At 68.1% G+C, this 15,560-nt stretch carries 15 protein-coding genes; 6 read left to right on the forward strand and 9 right to left on the reverse strand.

Annotation, left to right across the window (positions count from 1 at the left end; genetic code table 11):
- Positions 1 to 16: 16 nt before the first annotated feature.
- Genes AWC24_RS04125 through AWC24_RS04135 form a run of 3 tightly spaced genes read right to left on the reverse strand, consistent with a single transcriptional unit; the run spans position 17 to position 3,071 of the window.
- Positions 17 to 1,159, reverse strand: coding sequence for a sulfotransferase family protein (locus AWC24_RS04125; RefSeq protein WP_085082322.1), 1,143 nt, complete (start codon positions 1,157 to 1,159; stop codon positions 17 to 19).
- On the reverse strand, positions 1,159 to 1,941 hold the full coding sequence (locus AWC24_RS04130) for an SDR family oxidoreductase (RefSeq protein WP_085082390.1): 783 nt from the start codon (positions 1,939 to 1,941) through the stop codon (positions 1,159 to 1,161). Before AWC24_RS04130 ends, AWC24_RS04125 begins: the two co-directional genes overlap by 1 nt.
- A gap of 2 nt (positions 1,942 to 1,943) precedes the next feature.
- On the reverse strand, positions 1,944 to 3,071 hold the full coding sequence (locus AWC24_RS04135) for a hypothetical protein (RefSeq protein WP_085082324.1): 1,128 nt from the start codon (positions 3,069 to 3,071) through the stop codon (positions 1,944 to 1,946).
- A gap of 96 nt (positions 3,072 to 3,167) precedes the next feature.
- Here AWC24_RS04135 and AWC24_RS04140 point away from each other — a divergent pair, with 96 nt between their 5' ends.
- From AWC24_RS04140 to AWC24_RS04155, 4 genes are read left to right on the forward strand one after another with little or no spacing between them, the layout of a single operon-like run.
- The gene (locus AWC24_RS04140) at positions 3,168 to 4,097 is read left to right on the forward strand and encodes an IclR family transcriptional regulator (protein WP_085082326.1); all 930 of its coding nucleotides are present in this window, start codon (positions 3,168 to 3,170) and stop codon (positions 4,095 to 4,097) included.
- Positions 4,094 to 4,546, forward strand: a complete 453-nt coding sequence (locus AWC24_RS04145; protein WP_085082328.1) for a nuclear transport factor 2 family protein — start codon at positions 4,094 to 4,096, stop codon at positions 4,544 to 4,546. The genes AWC24_RS04140 and AWC24_RS04145 overlap by 4 nt, the downstream gene beginning before the upstream one ends.
- Positions 4,546 to 5,472, forward strand: a complete 927-nt coding sequence (locus AWC24_RS04150) for a TIGR03619 family F420-dependent LLM class oxidoreductase (protein ID WP_085082330.1) — start codon at positions 4,546 to 4,548, stop codon at positions 5,470 to 5,472. The genes AWC24_RS04145 and AWC24_RS04150 overlap by 1 nt, the downstream gene beginning before the upstream one ends.
- A gap of 9 nt (positions 5,473 to 5,481) precedes the next feature.
- Positions 5,482 to 6,201 carry an EthD domain-containing protein gene (locus tag AWC24_RS04155; protein ID WP_085082332.1) on the forward strand — a complete coding sequence of 240 codons (720 nt, stop codon included), beginning with the start codon at positions 5,482 to 5,484 and terminating at the stop codon, positions 6,199 to 6,201.
- Here AWC24_RS04155 and AWC24_RS04160 read toward each other — a convergent pair.
- From AWC24_RS04160 to AWC24_RS04185, 6 genes are all read right to left on the reverse strand, one after another.
- Positions 6,176 to 6,445, reverse strand: a complete 270-nt coding sequence (locus tag AWC24_RS04160) for a hypothetical protein (RefSeq protein ID WP_065024232.1) — start codon at positions 6,443 to 6,445, stop codon at positions 6,176 to 6,178. The two genes, AWC24_RS04155 and AWC24_RS04160, sit on opposite strands and share 26 nt — an antisense overlap.
- Positions 6,446 to 6,466: 21 nt before the next feature.
- Positions 6,467 to 8,548 carry a RecQ family ATP-dependent DNA helicase gene (locus AWC24_RS04165; RefSeq protein ID WP_085082334.1) on the reverse strand — a complete coding sequence of 694 codons (2,082 nt, stop codon included), beginning with the start codon at positions 8,546 to 8,548 and terminating at the stop codon, positions 6,467 to 6,469.
- A 29-nt stretch (positions 8,549 to 8,577) separates the two neighbouring features.
- The gene (dmpG, locus tag AWC24_RS04170) at positions 8,578 to 9,606 is read right to left on the reverse strand and encodes a 4-hydroxy-2-oxovalerate aldolase (RefSeq protein WP_085082336.1); all 1,029 of its coding nucleotides are present in this window, start codon (positions 9,604 to 9,606) and stop codon (positions 8,578 to 8,580) included.
- Positions 9,607 to 9,609: 3 nt separating this feature from the next.
- Complete coding sequence (locus AWC24_RS04175) at positions 9,610 to 10,548, reverse strand: acetaldehyde dehydrogenase (acetylating) (RefSeq protein ID WP_085082344.1); 939 nt, start codon at positions 10,546 to 10,548, stop codon at positions 9,610 to 9,612.
- A gap of 10 nt (positions 10,549 to 10,558) precedes the next feature.
- Positions 10,559 to 11,344: a 2-keto-4-pentenoate hydratase gene (locus AWC24_RS04180; protein ID WP_085082346.1), complete on the reverse strand. Its 786-nt coding sequence runs from the start codon at positions 11,342 to 11,344 to the stop codon at positions 10,559 to 10,561.
- A gap of 147 nt (positions 11,345 to 11,491) precedes the next feature.
- Complete coding sequence (locus AWC24_RS04185; RefSeq protein WP_085082348.1) at positions 11,492 to 12,748, reverse strand: cytochrome P450; 1,257 nt, start codon at positions 12,746 to 12,748, stop codon at positions 11,492 to 11,494.
- A 250-nt stretch (positions 12,749 to 12,998) separates the two neighbouring features.
- Here AWC24_RS04185 and kstD point away from each other — a divergent pair, with 250 nt between their 5' ends.
- Positions 12,999 to 14,681 carry a 3-oxosteroid 1-dehydrogenase gene (kstD, locus tag AWC24_RS04190; RefSeq protein ID WP_085082392.1) on the forward strand — a complete coding sequence of 561 codons (1,683 nt, stop codon included), beginning with the start codon at positions 12,999 to 13,001 and terminating at the stop codon, positions 14,679 to 14,681.
- 3 nt (positions 14,682 to 14,684) lie between these two features.
- Positions 14,685 to 15,545 (forward strand): enoyl-CoA hydratase ChsH3, encoded by an 861-nt coding sequence (chsH3, locus tag AWC24_RS04195; RefSeq protein ID WP_085082350.1) that lies wholly within the window; start codon positions 14,685 to 14,687, stop codon positions 15,543 to 15,545.
- The last annotated feature ends 15 nt before the right edge of the window (positions 15,546 to 15,560 follow it).

The following is a 15,560-nucleotide window of genomic DNA, read 5'->3' on the forward strand; positions in this document are numbered from 1 at the left end:
GCGCAACGGATCCGGCTCACAGGCCGGCGAACCGCTCCTGCACCTGCTCGGTGGTCAGCCCGTAATCCTCCAGCGCGTAGTGATGTCTGGGCGCGCGCGGTCCGGTCTTGCTCGCGGCGTAGTCGTCGGCCATCGCCTGGCGCGCCTCATTCGAGAGCGGCAGGCCGAAGCGTTCGTAGATTCCCGCCGCGGTCGCCACCGGGTCCGCGACGAACTCGCGATAGTCGATGTCGCAGAACTGCGCCTGATCGTATTGGGTGCGTTGGGTGTTGAACAGCTCCAGCCCGCGGGCCCAGGTCTCCATCTCGTCGGCGCCGATCTGCGCGCCGACGAAGGTGTTCGACTGGCCTTCGGTGGTGTGCTGAGCCAGCGAGCACATCGACGCCAAGATGGTCTCGACCGGCCGGTGGCATTGCACGATGAGCGCGTCCGGGTAGACCGCCATGATCGCGTCCAGGGCGAACAGGTGGCTGGGATTCTTGAGCACCCAGCGCTTGCCCGGGTCGTTGAGCCCGATCAGCTGCAAGTTGCGCCGGTGCCGGCGATACGACGGGGTCCAGTCCTGTTCGGACAACCAGCGCGAATAGCTCGGCAGATGCGCCAGCGTCTCGTAGGACACCGAGTGCAGCGACTGGCGCAGCAACTGCCAGCACTCCTCGAGGCCGTCGGCGGTCATGAAGTGCAACCCGGTGTAGTCCGGGTTCTCCTCGTGATGCTGGGCGAACTGTGCCTGCATCTGCTGGAACACCGGGTTGGTGTCCCAGGTTTCGCGCGGCGGGCGGGGCTGCGGGAACTCGGCCAACCACATCTCCAAGCCCTGGTGCGCCGGGTCGGCGCCCAGCAGCCGGTGCAGCGCGGTGGTGCCGGTGCGGGGCAGCCCGGTGACGAATATCGGTCGTTCGACGGCGACGTCGGCGTACTCCGGATGCGCGTTCCAGCCGGCCTGCGCCAGCAACCGGGCCACCAGTGCACCGCGCAGGAAGAACCGGTTCATCTTGCTGCCAAGCTCTGTGAGATCGGCCTCGGTGCGGTAGGACTCCAGCAGCACGCCAAGCGCTTCGCGGTAGTTGTCGTCATCGGGGCCGAAGTCGTCGAGGCCGACCATCTTGGTGGCCGAGGCGTGCAGATCATCGACGGTGCCTACATCGGTGCGTGGCATCAGTTGTGGTACTCCCCGCAGTTGACGTCGAGAACCTGGCCGCTGATCCCGCTGGCCAGATCGCTGGCCAGGAACAGGACCGCCGAGGCCACCTCATCCTCGGTGGGCAGCCGCTTGAGGTCGGAGTTGGCCGCGGTGGCGGCATAGATCTGCTCGACGGTGGTGCCGTACTTACCGGCCTGGTGGTTGAAGTAGCTCTGCAACGTGTCGCCCCAGATATAACCGGGGGCAACCGAATTGACCCGGATGCCCTGCTCGCCGAGTTCGGAGGCCAGTGACTGCGACATCGCCAGCAGTGCCGCCTTGGCCATCTTGTAGGCGCCGTACTTGGGCTGAGAGTGCCGAATCACCATGGAGTTCAGGTTGACCACCGCGCCGTTGGCGTCGGCCAGCGCGGTCGTGAAACCCTGCGTCAGGCGCAGCGCACCGAGCCCACTGAGCTCGATGGCATCCCGGATGTGCTGAAAGGTGGTCTGCGCCAGCGGCTTCATCGACGGCACCCGGAAGGCGTTGTTGATCAGCACGTCGATGTGGTCGTACTCGCCGGTGGCCGCCTCGACCAGGTGGGCGACTTGGTCGTCGTCGGTTATGTCGGCGGGCACTGCAAGTGCGCGCCGCCCGGCGCCACGGACCTGCTGCGCGACCTCTTCAAGGCGGTCCGCACTGCGCGCGACCAGCACCAGGTCGGCGCCTTCGGCCGCGAACCGGTGCGCCAGCGTGCTGCCGAGTCCCGGCCCGACCCCGCTGATCACCACGACTTTGCCGTCGAACATCCCGGTCATCTTCACCCCAGCATTCTTTCAGCGATTTGCCGCTGCCGCAGCGCGATACGCGCCCGCCAGCCGTCTTGCGCGATCTTGTTGTGGTCGTAGAAGGGCAAGGCCGCCGGGATCGTGTTGACGTCGACGAGTTCGACGGTCGGCCCATCGGCCTCGGTGAGCTGACGTGACACGCGCTGCCAGCGGAACTGCAGAAAGCCGCGGCGGTGCGCCAGCGTCTCGACCCAGTTGGTGACGCCGGGATTGGTGTCGGAGACGACGATCCGGATCTTGCCGTCCGGGTCTGCCTGCGCCTGAGTCGCGTTCAGCGATGTCTGGTGGTTGATGTAGTCCAGCGAGATGTACCACAGGCTGCCCAGCTGGAAGCCCAGGTAGGGCGCATCGGACACCGGCAGGGTGATCAGCAGCGCCTCCTCGGGCCGCAACTCGTAGTGCCCCGCCGACGAGTACTGGGTGGCCAGTCCGCCGGGCGTGAGCCGCGGCGCCACCATGGTGTTGACCGGCAGATTCAGATAGAACCACTGCGGGAACGCCAGCCAGGTCTTCACCCGGTTGATCAGTTGCTTTCCCGCTGCCGCATAACGCTTCTCGATGAGTTGGCGGGTCAGCGGCGGCGGTGCGGTGCCTTCGGTGTCGGTCCGGGATATCGAGAGCGTGCCGCGCCGGGCGCTCCAGTCGTTGTAGACCTCGCGGATCACTAACTGCGCCGGGGTCTTCGGACGGAAGCGCCAGGTGAAGTTGCCGTCGGCGTCGACATCGAGTTCCCGGTCGTCGAAGGCCGCCTCGCTGGCCGGGACGTGGTCGTCGGTGTACTCACCGCCGAGCAGCTGGAAGCTCAGATCGGTCGTGGTGCCGCGATGCCCGCGAACCACATAGTCGTTGCCGGGGCGCACCACGGCGCCGAAGTACAAGGTGTCGGGATTGTCCAGGCCCATCTTGGTGAACGGCCCGGTGCCCGACAGCAGGAACGGGTGGTCCCGTTCGGAGTTGAACGCGGCGTGCACACACGCTTCGATCCCGCCGGCCAGATACTGCAGGCCTTCGAGCAGGTCGGCCTCGGTCTCGATGTGGGCGGCGGCGGCGACCAGCTTCTCCGCCTCGGCGATCGCGGCCGACAGTGGCTCGGAGTACATCGCGGCAGCACCTCACTGATGATCGGGTGGTTCAATAATGAACCGATATGGTAGATATCTCGAACCGACTTTAGACGTTCGCGCTACCATGCGGCAATGGCTGTGCCTGGACGAGCGGTTCGGTCGTCGCCGCCGACCGAGCGGGTGGTGGCGATGCTGGACTTTCTGGCCCAGCACCCTGACCAGCGTTTCGGGCTTTCCGAACTGGCCCGCCGGACCGGCCTGACCAAGCCCACCTGCCTGGGTATCGCCACGACCCTGACCGAGGCCGGCTACCTGACGCGCGATGATCCGGACAAGACCTATCGGCTCGGTGCGGGGCTGATTTCGCTCGGCCGGGCCGCCCAGCAGTCGCTGCGGGTCGGCCCGGCAGCCCGGGAGCAACTGCGGCGTCTTTCGGCGGAGTTCGCCACGTCCGCCGCGCTGAGCGCGGTGCTCGACGACCGGATCACGGTTCTGGAGCTGGTCGCGGCCCCGAACGCGCGCCTGGGAGTTCAGGCCGGCCAGAGTTATCCGTTCGCGCCGCCGGTAGGACTGATGTTCGTGCTCTGGGACGACGCCGCCCTGCAGGACTGGCTGGCCCGGCAGCCCACCATTCCGCTGCGCTCCGAGAGCGAACGGCTACGGCGCGTCGTCGCCGAATGCCGGTCCGACGGGTACCTCGTCGAACGACTCACCCCGGGTGGGCGGCGGCTCTACGCCATGATGGCGGGCCTGTCCAGCGACCTGCCGGACGAGCTGCGTGCCCTGCTCGGCGAACTGGTCTCCGACATCGGCGAGCGGGTGTACCTGCGCGACAAAACCCGAGCGGCCGGCACTCGTGAGCGCCTTGATATCAGCGTCATCTCGGCGCCGGTGTATGACCATCATCAACGTCAGGCGATGGTGGTTTCGCTGCACGCCGAGCGGGCACTGACCGACGCCGAGATCACCAAATGGGCGCGCGGGCTGCTCCGGACCGCCAACGCGCTCACCGGCCAGCTCGGCGGGAGCACGCCGACGTCGCTGCTGGGTTCGGCGCCATGAGCCTGTCGGTGGCCGACCAGCTGGCATTGTCGGGGCTGGTGCACCGCTACGCCGGCTACGTCGATGCGCGCCGGTTCGACGAGGTTGCCGAATTGTTCACCACCGACGCCGAACTGATCGTGCCGCAACCACCGGATCACCTGGAACCGCACGTGCGACACACCGCCCGTGCCGGGGTACGGCAAGCGCTGTCCGCACTCGGCGGAGTGACGCGGACCCAGCACGGCATCCTCGGCGAGATCTACACCGCCTCCGGCGACACGGCGACCGGACAGATCGCCGGGGTGGCGCATCACTGGATCGACAGGGGCGGCAAAGTGACCGACCACGTCTGGTACCTGCGCTACAACGACGTCTACCGTCGCGGCGAGCGGGGCTGGCAGATCGCGGTGCGAACCCTGTCGATCGATGCGATCGAGTCCCGGCCGGCCCGAAAGGTACGAACGTGATGGCGCCCCAGATCTCGCTGCAGCTGAAGACTTTCACCGATGATCCCGGCCAGGACTGGGGCGCCACCCTGGCGCTGGGCGCCGCGATGGACGCCGCCGGGGTGGATCGGGTCGTCGTCTCCGACCATGTGGTTTTCGGCGAGAATCCGGACGCCTACGCCGATCCCCGGCTGGGCGGGATCGCCGGGGGACGCCAGCCGACCGGTCCCGACGGCCAATGGCTCGACCCGCTGATCGTGCTGACCGCGCTGGCGGCCACCACCACCCGGATCCGGCTCGGCACCGCGGTCCTGCTGGCGGCGCTGCGCCGACCGGCGGTGTTGGCCAAGCAGTTGGCCACGCTGGACGTACTCTCGGGCGGGCGACTGGATCTCGGCGTCGGCGTCGGCTGGCAACGCGAGGAATATGAGGCCGCCGGGCTGCCGTTCGAGCGCCGCGGGCGGTTGCTGGATCACACTCTCGAGGTATGCCGAACGTTGTGGACGCACCGGAGCAGCAGCTACGCCGCACCGGAGTTGACGTTCGACAATATCCACCAGATGCCCAAACCCGTTCAGCCCGGCGGTGTTCCGATCTGGGTCAGCGGCACCGTCAACGACGCTGTGGCACGCCGGCTGACCCGGTTCGGCACCGGTTGGATTCCGTGGGGTCCCGCGATCCAGGACCCGGCCGGCGCCATCGCCGAGATGAAGGACCGCATCGCCGGCCACGGTGGCGACCCGACCGGGTTGCAGGTGCTGGGACACGCGAAGACCGTCAAGCGCGCAGACGGTTCCCTCGACACCGCGGCCACCGTGGCCTCGGCGCCGGCGTTGGTGGCCGCCGGCGTCACCGATGTGCGGGTCACCTGCTCACTGCCGCGCGACACCGACCGGGCCACCGAGCTGCTGAGCGAACTCGTCGAGGCGTTCCGCGCTGCAACCTAGGAGACATTGATGGAAAAGGTCATAATCGTTGCCCGGACAGCCGATTTCAGCGAGGAATGGTGCCGCAAACTGCGCGGGCCGGTCGCCGCGGAGCTGCTGGATCTGGGGCTTCCGGGGCTGGCGGTCAACGTGCGCGACGAGCCGGTGCGCGATGCCATGATGACCCTGACGACACTGGACCCGCCGGCCGCCGCAGTCATCAGCCTGTGGACCGAGCAGTATTACGGCACGCAGGCCCGGGCCGCCATCGCGCTGATCGAGGCCGAAGCAGACTCGGCGGCAGCGTATCTGGTGACCGAATCGACACCGATGGCACCGCCGGACCCCGACAACGGCGCGCGCACTCCGGGATTGGCCAACGTGGCATTGCTGCGCCGGCCCGCCGAGTTGGACCACGCCACCTGGCTGCATCGCTGGCACATCGACCACACCCAGGTGGCGATCGACACCCAGGCGACCTTCGGCTACACCCAGAACGCGGTGATCCGCGCGCTCACCGACGACGCGCCGCCGATCGACGCCATCGTCGAGGAGTTGTTCCCCGACGCGGCGGTGTCAGACCCGTACGCGTTCTACGGCGCGGCCGACGAAGCCGATCTGGGCGACCGGGTCAAGAAGATGGTGGAGAGCGTCTCGCGCTTCGGCGCTCACCTGAACATCGACACGGTGCCCACCAGCAGGTACGTGTTCCGGTCTCCGTTCGTCACACGCACTGCTGGGACAACGTGATCAGCGCCTCCCGAACATGCGGGTGCCGTTCGAGGTAGGACAGCACCGGGTTCGGAGCGCCGGGGTCTTCCTGCCGTCCCTTCTCGTCCAGTTCAGCCCGGACGTCCGGGTGCCGGTTCAGGTACGAGTCGATCGAGTTGCCGAACGTCTGGTCGCATTGTTGCGGCGCGGCGTTCGCTACCGGGGCCAGTATCAGCGCCGCACCCGCGAGGGCCACGGCGGTGGCTCGAATGATTGCGCTCATCTCTCGACGGTACCCGCGCCGTCAGTTCACGCCGGCCAGCGCGAACGGCAGCACCTGCGGCGCACCGGCGGCCCGCAGCACCCGGGCGGCCATCGTCAGGGTCCACCCCGTGTCGCTCACGTCGTCGACCAGCAACACCGGCCCGACATCGGCCGGCAGATCGGTGGGCGGCAGCCAGGCCCCCTGCAGGCCGGCGACCCGATAGGCCGAGTTCGCCGCCGTCGTCGCCCGCCGGCCCGGCGCGTAGCGCAGCGTTTCCAGCCGGGTCAGCCGGCCGAGCTGCGCCAGCCGGTCGGCCAGCGAGCCGATCAGCACCGGATGCGTGGCCGAATCCAGCCCCAGCACCGCGGCCGGCCTGCTCTGCCAGTCCCAGCCCGCCAGCACCGCGACCGCCGCGCGAACCACCTCCTCGGGGACCTCCTGATCCGGCCCGTCGAGCAGCCGCCGCAGCCGGGCACCCCAGCCCAGGTCGGTGAGCCGGCCGATCACCCGGCCCGGCTCCGGCCCGTCGGTGATCCGGCCGGACAAGTCGATCCCGAGTTTCGCCAGCCCGGACGGCCACTGGCGGCGCGGGGTCAGCTCCACGCCGGGACGCATCAGCCGCTCCCGGGTGGCCGCGGCGGCGGCCGCATCCACGTCGGCGTCAAACCGCGGCCCGGCGCAGTTGTCGCACCGCCCGCAGCGTTCCCCGGCGCGCAGTTGCGGGTCGTTGAGCTGGGCGCGCAGGAACGCCATCCGGCATTCGGCGGTGCTCTGATAATCGAGCATCGCCCGCTGTTCGGCCCGGCGCAGCTCGGCGAGGTTGCGGTAACGCTGCTCGTCGTAGGTCCACGGCTGCCCGGTACCCAGCCAGCCGCCCTTGACCCGGCGCACCGCGCCGTCGACGTCGAGGACCTTGAGCACCATCTCCAGTCGCGACCGATTCAAGTCGACCAGCGGTTCCAGCGCGGGTGTCGACAGCGGCCGTTCGGCCGAGAGCTCGCCGATCACCTTGCGCACCAACGCTTCCGGCGGGAACGCCAGCGACGCGAAGTAACGCCAGATGTCCTGATCTTCCGGGCCGGGCAGCAGGATGACCTCCGCGCTGGCCGTGGAGCGCCCCGCCCGTCCCACCTGCTGGTAGTAGGCGATCGGCGAGGATGGCGCACCCAGGTGGATGACGAACCCGAGGTCCGGCTTGTCGAAGCCCATCCCCAGCGCCGAGGTGGCGATCAGCGCCTTGACCCGGTTGGCCAGCAGATCCGCCTCCAGTTGTTCCCGGTCGGCCGCTTCGGTGGAACCGGTGTAGGCCGCGACCGCGAACCCCTGCGCACGCAGATCGGCGGCGACATCGTGGGCCTGGGCCACGGTGAGCGTGTAGACGATCCCGGACCCCGGCAGTGCTTCCAGGTGCGCACCGATCCAGGCGGCCCGTTGGGCCGGGCCGCCGGCCTGAATCACCGACAGCCGCAATGACTCCCGGTCCAGGCCGCCCCGCAGCACCAGCGTGTCGCCACCACCGACCCCGAGTTGGCCGGCGACGTCGTCGACCACCCGGTCGTTGGCGGTCGCGGTGGTGGCCAGCACCGGGACATCTGCGCCGAGGTCGGCGATCAGGGTGCGGATGCGCCGGTAGTCCGGCCGGAAGTCGTGCCCCCAGTCCGAGACGCAATGCGCCTCGTCGACCACCACCAGCCCGGCCCGCGCCGCCAGCGCGGGCAGCACCTCGTCGCGGAAGTCCGGGTTGTTCAGCCGTTCCGGGCTGACCAGCAGCACATCCAGCTCACCGGCTGCCACCCGGCGTTGCACGTCGGCCCACTCGGTGACGTTCGAGGAGTTGATGGTGGCCGCATGCACCCCGGCCCGCTCGGCGGCCGCGACCTGGTTGCGCATCAGGGCCAACAGGGGCGAGACGATAACGGTCGGCCCGTGCCCGGCCGCACGCAACAGTTTCGCGGCGATGAAGTACACCGCCGACTTACCCCAGCCGGTGCGCTGCACCACCAGCGCCCGCCGGCGGCCCACCACCAGCGCCTCGATCGCGGTCCACTGGTCGTCGCGCAGGAGCGCCTGCGGTCCGGCCAGCTGCTCCAGGATCAGCTGAGCGTCAGCGCGGGTAGTCACGGCCTCATCGTGCCCGAGGGACCCGACAGCTACTCGGCGGCAGCCCGCTCGCGCTGGATTTCCAGGGCGATGTCGATGAGTTGGTCCTCCTGGCCGCCGATCAGCTTGCGCTGCCCGGCGCGGTGCAGCAGTTCGTGGGCGGGCACGCCGTAGCGTTCGCCCTGGCGCACCGCGTGCTTGAGGAAGCTCGAGTACACCCCGGAGTAGCCCATGATCAGCGCGTTGCGGTCCAGCACGCACTCGGCGGGCATGGCCGGGCGCACCACGTCCTCGGCGGCATCGGCGATGTCGAAGAAGTCGATGCCGGTCTTGATGCCGACCTTGTCGAACACTCCGATCAGCGCTTCGACCGGCGCGTTACCCGCCCCGGCGCCGAATCGGCGCACCGACCCGTCGATCTGCTTGGCACCGGCACGCACCGCCTCCAGGGAGTTGGCGACACCCAGGCCGAGGTTCTCGTGACCATGAAAACCGACCTGCGCGTCGTCACCGAGTTCGGCGACCAGCGCAGCCACCCGATCGCGGACGCCTTCGAGCACCAGGGCGCCGGCGGAGTCCACCACGTAGACGCACTGACAGCCGGCGTCGGCCATGATCCGGGCCTGGGCGGCCAGCTTCTCCGGCGGGATCGTGTGGGCCATCATCAAGAACCCGACGGTCTCCAGGCCCAGTTCGCGGGCCAGCCCGAAGTGCTGGATGGAGACGTCGGCCTCGGTGCAGTGGGTGGCGATCCGGCAGATCTGTCCGCCGTTGCCCTGCGCCTCCTTCATGTCTTCCTTGGTGGCCACGCCGGGCAGCATCAGGAAGGCGATCTTGGCGTCTTTGGCGGTCTGCGCCGCGAGCTTGATCAGCTCCTGGTCCGGGGTCTTGGAGAACCCGTAGTTGAAGCTGGATCCGCCCAGGCCGTCGCCGTGGGTCACCTCGATGACCGGCACCCCGGCGGCGTCGATCGCGGCAACGATCGCAGCCACCTCCTCGCCGGTGAACTGGTGGCGCTTGTGGTGCGAACCGTCCCGCAGCGAGGTGTCGGTGATCCGCACGTCCCAAATACCGGTCATTTCTTACGCACCTCCAGCTTTCGCCGCGGACGTTGCCGCCATCTCGCGGGCGATCTCCTCGCCGACCTTGGTCGCCGCGGCGGTCATGATGTCCAGGTTGCCCGCATACGGCGGCAGGTAATCGCCGGCACCCTCGACCTCAACGAAGGTGGTGACGACCGCGCGGCCGCCGGAATTCAGCGACGGCTCGTCGAACTGCGGCTCGTTGAGCAACCGGTAGCCGGGAACGTAGGTCTGTACCTGCTCGACCACGCTGTGGATCGACTTGGTGATCGCGTCGCGGTCGACGTCCTCGGGGATCTGGCAGAAGATGGTGTCGCGCATGATCATCGGCGGGTCGGCCGGGTTCAAGATGATGATCGCCTTGCCCTTTTGCGCACCGCCGATGGTCTCCACCCCGCGCGAGGTGGTCTTGGTGAACTCGTCGATGTTGGCCCGGGTGCCCGGACCCGCCGAGACGCTCGCGACGCTGGCGACGATCTCCGCGTAAGGCACGCTGCCGCCCTGCTCGGTGACCGCGCGGGTCACCGCGTAGACGATCGGGATGGTGGCCTGCCCGCCGCAGGTGATCATGTTGACGTTCGGCGCGTCGACGTGTTCGTGCAGGTTCGCCGGCGGGATCACCGCCGGGCCGACCGCGGCCGGGGTCAGGTCGATGGCCCGGATGCCGGCCGCCTCGTACTTGGGCGCGTACGCCTTGTGCACGTAGGCACTGGTGGCCTCGAAGACGAAGTCCGGCTTCTCGTCCTGGGCCAGCAGCCAGTCCGCTCCCTCGGCCGAGGTCTCCAGGCCGAGCTTGCGGGCGCGGGCCAGACCCTCGGATTCGGGGTCGATGCCGATCATCCAGCGCGGCTCGAGCCACTCCGAGCGCAGCAGTTTGTACAGCAGGTCGGTACTGATGTTGCCCGACCCGACGATGGCGACCGAGGCTTTGTTGGGCATAAGCGCTCCTTTATTCGAAAACCAGCCGGACCGAACCCAGCCCGGAGAAATCGGCGACGCAGTCATCGCCGGCGTGCACATCGATGGCCCGGGTCGCAGTACCCGGCAACACGATGTCGCCGGCCTTCAACCGCACCCCGAAGCTCTCCACCTTGCGGGCCAGCCAGGCCACCGCGGTGACCGGGTTGCCCAGCACGGCGTCACTGCGGCCCTTGGCGACCACCTCGCCGTTCTTGGTCAAAGAGGCATTGATGGCTCGAATATCTATATCCCCCGGCTTGACCCGGTGTTTGCCGAGCACGAAGCCGGCCGATGAGGCGTTGTCGGCGATGGTGTCGCAGAGCTTGATCTTCCAGTCGGTGATCCGGCTGTCGATCAGCTCGATCGCCGGGGCGAACGCCTCGGTGGCCTCCAGCACGTGTTCCTCGGTGCAGTCCGCGCCGGGCAGATCCGCACCCAGGATGAAGGCCACCTCCACCTCGACCCGCGGGTAGAGGTAGTTCGACGCCTTGACCGGGGTGTCCTCGAACACCTGCATCTCGTTGAGCAGATGACCGTAGTCCGGCTCGTCGACGCCCATCATCTGCTGCATCGCCTCGCTGGACAGGCCGACTTTGTGCCCGACGACCCGGGCGCCTTCGGCGATCCGCTGCCGGATGTTGATCAGCTGGATCTCGTAGGCGTCGACGACATCGATGTCGGGGTGCGCCGCCGTCAACGGCGAGATCGGAACCCGGCTGCGCTCCGCTTGCGCCAACTCGGCGGCGAGTTCGTCGCGGATCTGGGCGCTGAGCATCTTCGATGATCCCCTCGGGTGGTTGTGAACGGGTGAAACCCCGCCGGCAGCCAGTCTAAGTGCCGCTGAGGCCAGGTGACGGCCGCGGTTCCGGTAACCGGGACGCCGGGCAGCACGATCGCCCGCCGGCCCGGCCGGCACCGTGAATTACGCCTTGCCGGTGTAGTCGACCTGCCAGTGCTTGATCCCGTTGAGCCAGCCCGAGCGCAGCCGGTCCGGCTCGCCCAGCGGCTTGAGGTCGGGGATGTGATCGGCGATGGCGTTGAAGATCAGTCCGATGGTCATCCGGGCCAGGTGGGTGCCGATGCAGTAGTGCGCCCCGGTGCCACCGAAACCGACATGCGGGTTGGGGTCGCGCAGGATGTTGAACTGCTCCGGGTTGTCGAACACCTCGGGGTCGAAGTTGGCGGCGCGGTAGAACATCACCACCCGCTGGCCCTTCTTGATCAAGGTGCCGTTGAGCTCGTAGTCGCGAGTTGCGGTGCGCTGGAAAGACGTCACCGGAGTGGCCCAGCGCACCACCTCGTCGGCGGTGGTCTCCGGACGCTCCTTGCAGAACAGCTCCCATTGGTCGGGATTGTCGACGAAGGCCATCATGCCCTGGGTGATCGAGTTGCGGGTCGTCTCGGACCCGGCCACCGCCAGCAGGATGATGAAGTAGCCCAGCTCGTCGTCGTTGAGCTTCTCGCCGTCGAGGTCTGCCTCGACCAGCGTCGTCACGATGTCCCCGCCCGGGTTCTGGCGCTTCATCTCGGCCAGTTGCAGCCCGTAGGAGATGATCTCCATCGCTGAGGCCGCCGGGTCGTAGTGGGCGTACTCGGGATCGTCGTACGAAGTCATCTGGTTGGTCCACTCGAACAGCTTGCCGCGGTCCTCCTGCGGCACCCCCATCAGGCCGGCGATCGCCTGCAGCGGCAGCTCGGAGGCCACCTCCACCACGAAGTCGCCGCTGCCCCGGGCCAGCGCCTCCTTGGCGATGGCCTGCGCCCGCTCCTCGAGCTGATCGCGCAGCGGCAGGATGTGGCGCGGGGTGAAGCCCCGCGAGATGATCCGGCGCTGCCGGGTGTGGTGCGGCGCGTCCTGATTGAGCATCAGGATCCGCTGCGCATCTATCGCCTCGCGTTGGATGTCGTCGTTGAACCGCGGGATGGCGGTGTTCATCTCGCTGGAGAAGACGTCGTCCAGCCGCGACACCTCTTTGACGTCCTCATGCCGGGTGATCGCCCAGTAGCCGCCGTCGTTGAAACCACCGACGCCGTCGGGCTGCTCGATCCACTTGATCGGCTCAGTTGTGCGCAGTTCGGCCAGCTCGCGGTCCGGGATCCGCTCGGCGTAGATCTCGGGGTCGGTCGGGTCGAAACCTGCGGGGATGCTGGGGGCTGAGCGGGCGGTGGGGCTGGCCACGGTGACAACTCCTTCCTACGGGCGGGTAAAGAACACGATACCTACTCGTGCCAGTAAAACATGCTCTAGCCGCGAACGAAAGGTGAGTAGGTCAGCAAAACTGTAACACGTTCTACCGGGCGCTCAATTGACCTGACCTGGCCGGTCCCGCCGGTTACCAGCAGGGAATAGCACAGGCGTCCGAGCGCCGGACCGGCGACGCCACCAGCCAACTGGCGCACCGGTGGGGCAATTCTATAACGTGTTCTACATGGCCGAACAGGAGTACGACGTCGTCGTGGTCGGAAGCGGCGGCGCCGGGATGGTCGCCGCTCTCACCGCCGCCCACCAGGGACTGTCAACCGTAGTCATCGAGAAGGCCGCCCATTACGGCGGTTCGACCGCCCGCTCGGGTGGCGGGGTATGGGTTCCCAACAACGAGGTACTCAAGCGGGCAGGCGTCAAAGACGACGCCGAGTCCGCCCGCACCTACCTGCACACGATCATCGGCGACGTGGTTCCGGCCGAGAAGATCGACACCTACCTGCAGCGCGGTCCCGAGATGCTCTCCTTCGTGCTGAAGAACTCACCGCTGAAGATGTGCTGGGTTCCCGATTACGCCGACTACTACCCCGAGCAGCCCGGCGGCAAGCCGACCGGCCGCTCGATCGAGCCGAAGCCGTTCAACGCCAAGAAGCTCGGCGCCGACATGGCAGGTCTGGAACCGCCGTACGGCAAGGTGCCGCTGAACGTCGTCGTCATGCAGCAGGACTACGTCCGGCTCAACCAGCTCAAGCGCCACCCCCGCGGTGTGCTGCGCAGCCTCAAGGTCGGCGCCCGCACCATGTGGGCCCAGGCCACCGGAAAGAACCTGGTGGGCATGGGTCGCGCCCTGATCGCGCCACTGCGGATCGGGCTGCGCGACGCCGGTGTCCCGGTTGAGCTCAACACCACACTCACCGACCTTTATGTCTCCGACGGCGTGGTGCGCGGCGTGTATGTGCGCGACAGCAACGCTTCGGAGGAGACTGAGCCGCGGTTGATCCGGGCGCGGCGCGGGGTCATTCTGGCCAGCGGCGGGTTCGAGCACAACGAGCAGATGCGGGTGAAGTATCAGCGCGCGCCGATCACCACCGAGTGGACCGTGGGCGCCAAGGCCAACACCGGCGAGGGCATCCTGGCCGGCGAGAAGCTGGGTGCCGCGCTGGACATCATGGAGGACTCCTGGTGGGGCCCGACCGTGCCGCTGCCGAACGCACCGTGGTTCGCGCTCTCGGAGCGCAACTCCCCCGGATCGATCATCGTCAACATGGCCGGCAAGCGGTTCATGAACGAGTCGATGCCTTATGTCGAGGCCTGCCACCACATGTACGGCGGCCAATACGGCCAGGGACCGGGACCCGGCGAGAACATTCCGGCCTGGCTGGTGTTCGACCAGCGCTACCGCAACAACTACATCTTCGCGGGATTGCAGCCCGGACAACGGATCCCGAAGAAGTGGCTGGAGTCGGGGGTGATCGTCTCGGCCGACACCCTGGAAGAGCTGGCGACCAAGACCGGCGTGCCGGCGGCGGCATTGACCGCGACCGTGGAACGGTTCAACGAGTTCGCCCGCGCCGGCGTCGACGAGGACTTCCACCGCGGTGAGAGCGCCTATGACCGCTACTACGGCGACCCGACCAACAAGCCGAACCCGAACCTGGGCCAGATCGCCCAGGGGCCGTTCTACGCCGCCAAGATGGTGCCCGGCGACCTGGGCACCAAGGGCGGAATCCGCACCGACGTGCGCGGCCGGGCGCTGCGCGACGACAACAGCGTCATCGAGGGGCTCTACGCGGCGGGCAACGTGAGTGCCCCGGTGATGGGCCACACCTACCCCGGCCCCGGCGGCACCATCGGGCCCGCGATGACGTTCGGTTACCTGGCCGCTCTCGACATCGCAGGAAAGGCTTAAGGCATGGCAATCGATCTCGATGTGGCCCTGGGCGCAGAGTTCGGTCAGGTTGAGTTCTCTTGGAACGCAACCAATGTGCAGCTCTACAACCTGGGGTTGGGCGCCGGTTCGGACCCGATGGATCCGCGTGAGCTGAGCTACGTCGTCGACCGCACCCCGCAGGTGCTGCCGACGTTCGGCTGCGTCGCGGCGTCGTTCAACGAGGTCGACCCACCCCAGGTGAGCTGGCCGGGCGTCGAGATCGACCTGGCCAAGATCCTGCATGCATCCGAGAAGGTCATCGTGCCGGCGCCGCTGCCGCCGTCCGGCAGCGCCCGCGCGGTCAGCCGGATCGTCGACATCTGGGACAAGGGCAAGGCGGCCGTCGTCGTGCTCGAGACGAACGTCACCAGCACCGACGGCATCCCGCTGTGGACGCAACAGCGGTCCATCTTCGCCCGGGGCGAGGGCGGCTTCGGCGGTGAACGCGGACCGTCCACCGCCACCGAACAGCCCGATCGCGCACCGGATTTCGAGATCGACATCCCGACGGCGCCGCAGCAGGCGCTGCTCTACCGGCTCTGCGGGGATCGCAACCCGTTGCATTCCGACCCTGGATTTGCGGCGGCTGCTGGATTCCCGCGGCCGATTCTGCACGGCCTGTGCACCTACGGCATGACCGGCAAGGCGGTGGTGGACACGGCCCTGGACGGCGATGCCGGCGCGGTGCGTTCCTTCGGCGCGCGGTTCGCCGGCGTGGTCTTCCCGGGAGAGACGCTGCGGGCCCACATCTGGAAAGCGGGCGACCGGCTGGTGGGCAACGTGGTCGCCCCGGGCCGCGACAACGCCGCCGTACTGGGCGACGTGGAGCTGGTTCCGGCCTGATAGCGCCGTTCCGCG

Origin of the sequence: Mycolicibacter senuensis (assembly GCF_002101885.1) — a bacterium.
Lineage (GTDB): Bacteria > Actinomycetota > Actinomycetes > Mycobacteriales > Mycobacteriaceae > Mycobacterium > Mycobacterium senuense.

Excerpts from the sequence above, each read along its gene's own strand:
- AWC24_RS04180 (WP_085082346.1), bottom strand. The coding sequence starts at position 11,344 with ATGCTCAGCGCCCAGATCCGCGACGAACTCGCCGCCGAGTTGGCGCAA.
- AWC24_RS04175 (WP_085082344.1), bottom strand. The coding sequence starts at position 10,548 with ATGCCCAACAAAGCCTCGGTCGCCATCGTCGGGTCGGGCAACATCAGT.
- AWC24_RS04135 (WP_085082324.1), bottom strand. The coding sequence starts at position 3,071 with ATGTACTCCGAGCCACTGTCGGCCGCGATCGCCGAGGCGGAGAAGCTG.
- dmpG (WP_085082336.1), bottom strand. The coding sequence starts at position 9,606 with ATGACCGGTATTTGGGACGTGCGGATCACCGACACCTCGCTGCGGGAC.
- AWC24_RS04145 (WP_085082328.1), top strand. The coding sequence starts at position 4,094 with ATGAGCCTGTCGGTGGCCGACCAGCTGGCATTGTCGGGGCTGGTGCAC.
- AWC24_RS04140 (WP_085082326.1), top strand. The coding sequence starts at position 3,168 with ATGGCTGTGCCTGGACGAGCGGTTCGGTCGTCGCCGCCGACCGAGCGG.
- kstD (WP_085082392.1), top strand. The coding sequence starts at position 12,999 with ATGGCCGAACAGGAGTACGACGTCGTCGTGGTCGGAAGCGGCGGCGCC.
- AWC24_RS04125 (WP_085082322.1), bottom strand. The coding sequence starts at position 1,159 with ATGCCACGCACCGATGTAGGCACCGTCGATGATCTGCACGCCTCGGCC.
- AWC24_RS04150 (WP_085082330.1), top strand. The coding sequence starts at position 4,546 with ATGGCGCCCCAGATCTCGCTGCAGCTGAAGACTTTCACCGATGATCCC.
- AWC24_RS04160 (WP_065024232.1), bottom strand. The coding sequence starts at position 6,445 with ATGAGCGCAATCATTCGAGCCACCGCCGTGGCCCTCGCGGGTGCGGCG.
- AWC24_RS04130 (WP_085082390.1), bottom strand. The coding sequence starts at position 1,941 with ATGACCGGGATGTTCGACGGCAAAGTCGTGGTGATCAGCGGGGTCGGG.
- chsH3 (WP_085082350.1), top strand. The coding sequence starts at position 14,685 with ATGGCAATCGATCTCGATGTGGCCCTGGGCGCAGAGTTCGGTCAGGTT.
- AWC24_RS04155 (WP_085082332.1), top strand. The coding sequence starts at position 5,482 with ATGGAAAAGGTCATAATCGTTGCCCGGACAGCCGATTTCAGCGAGGAA.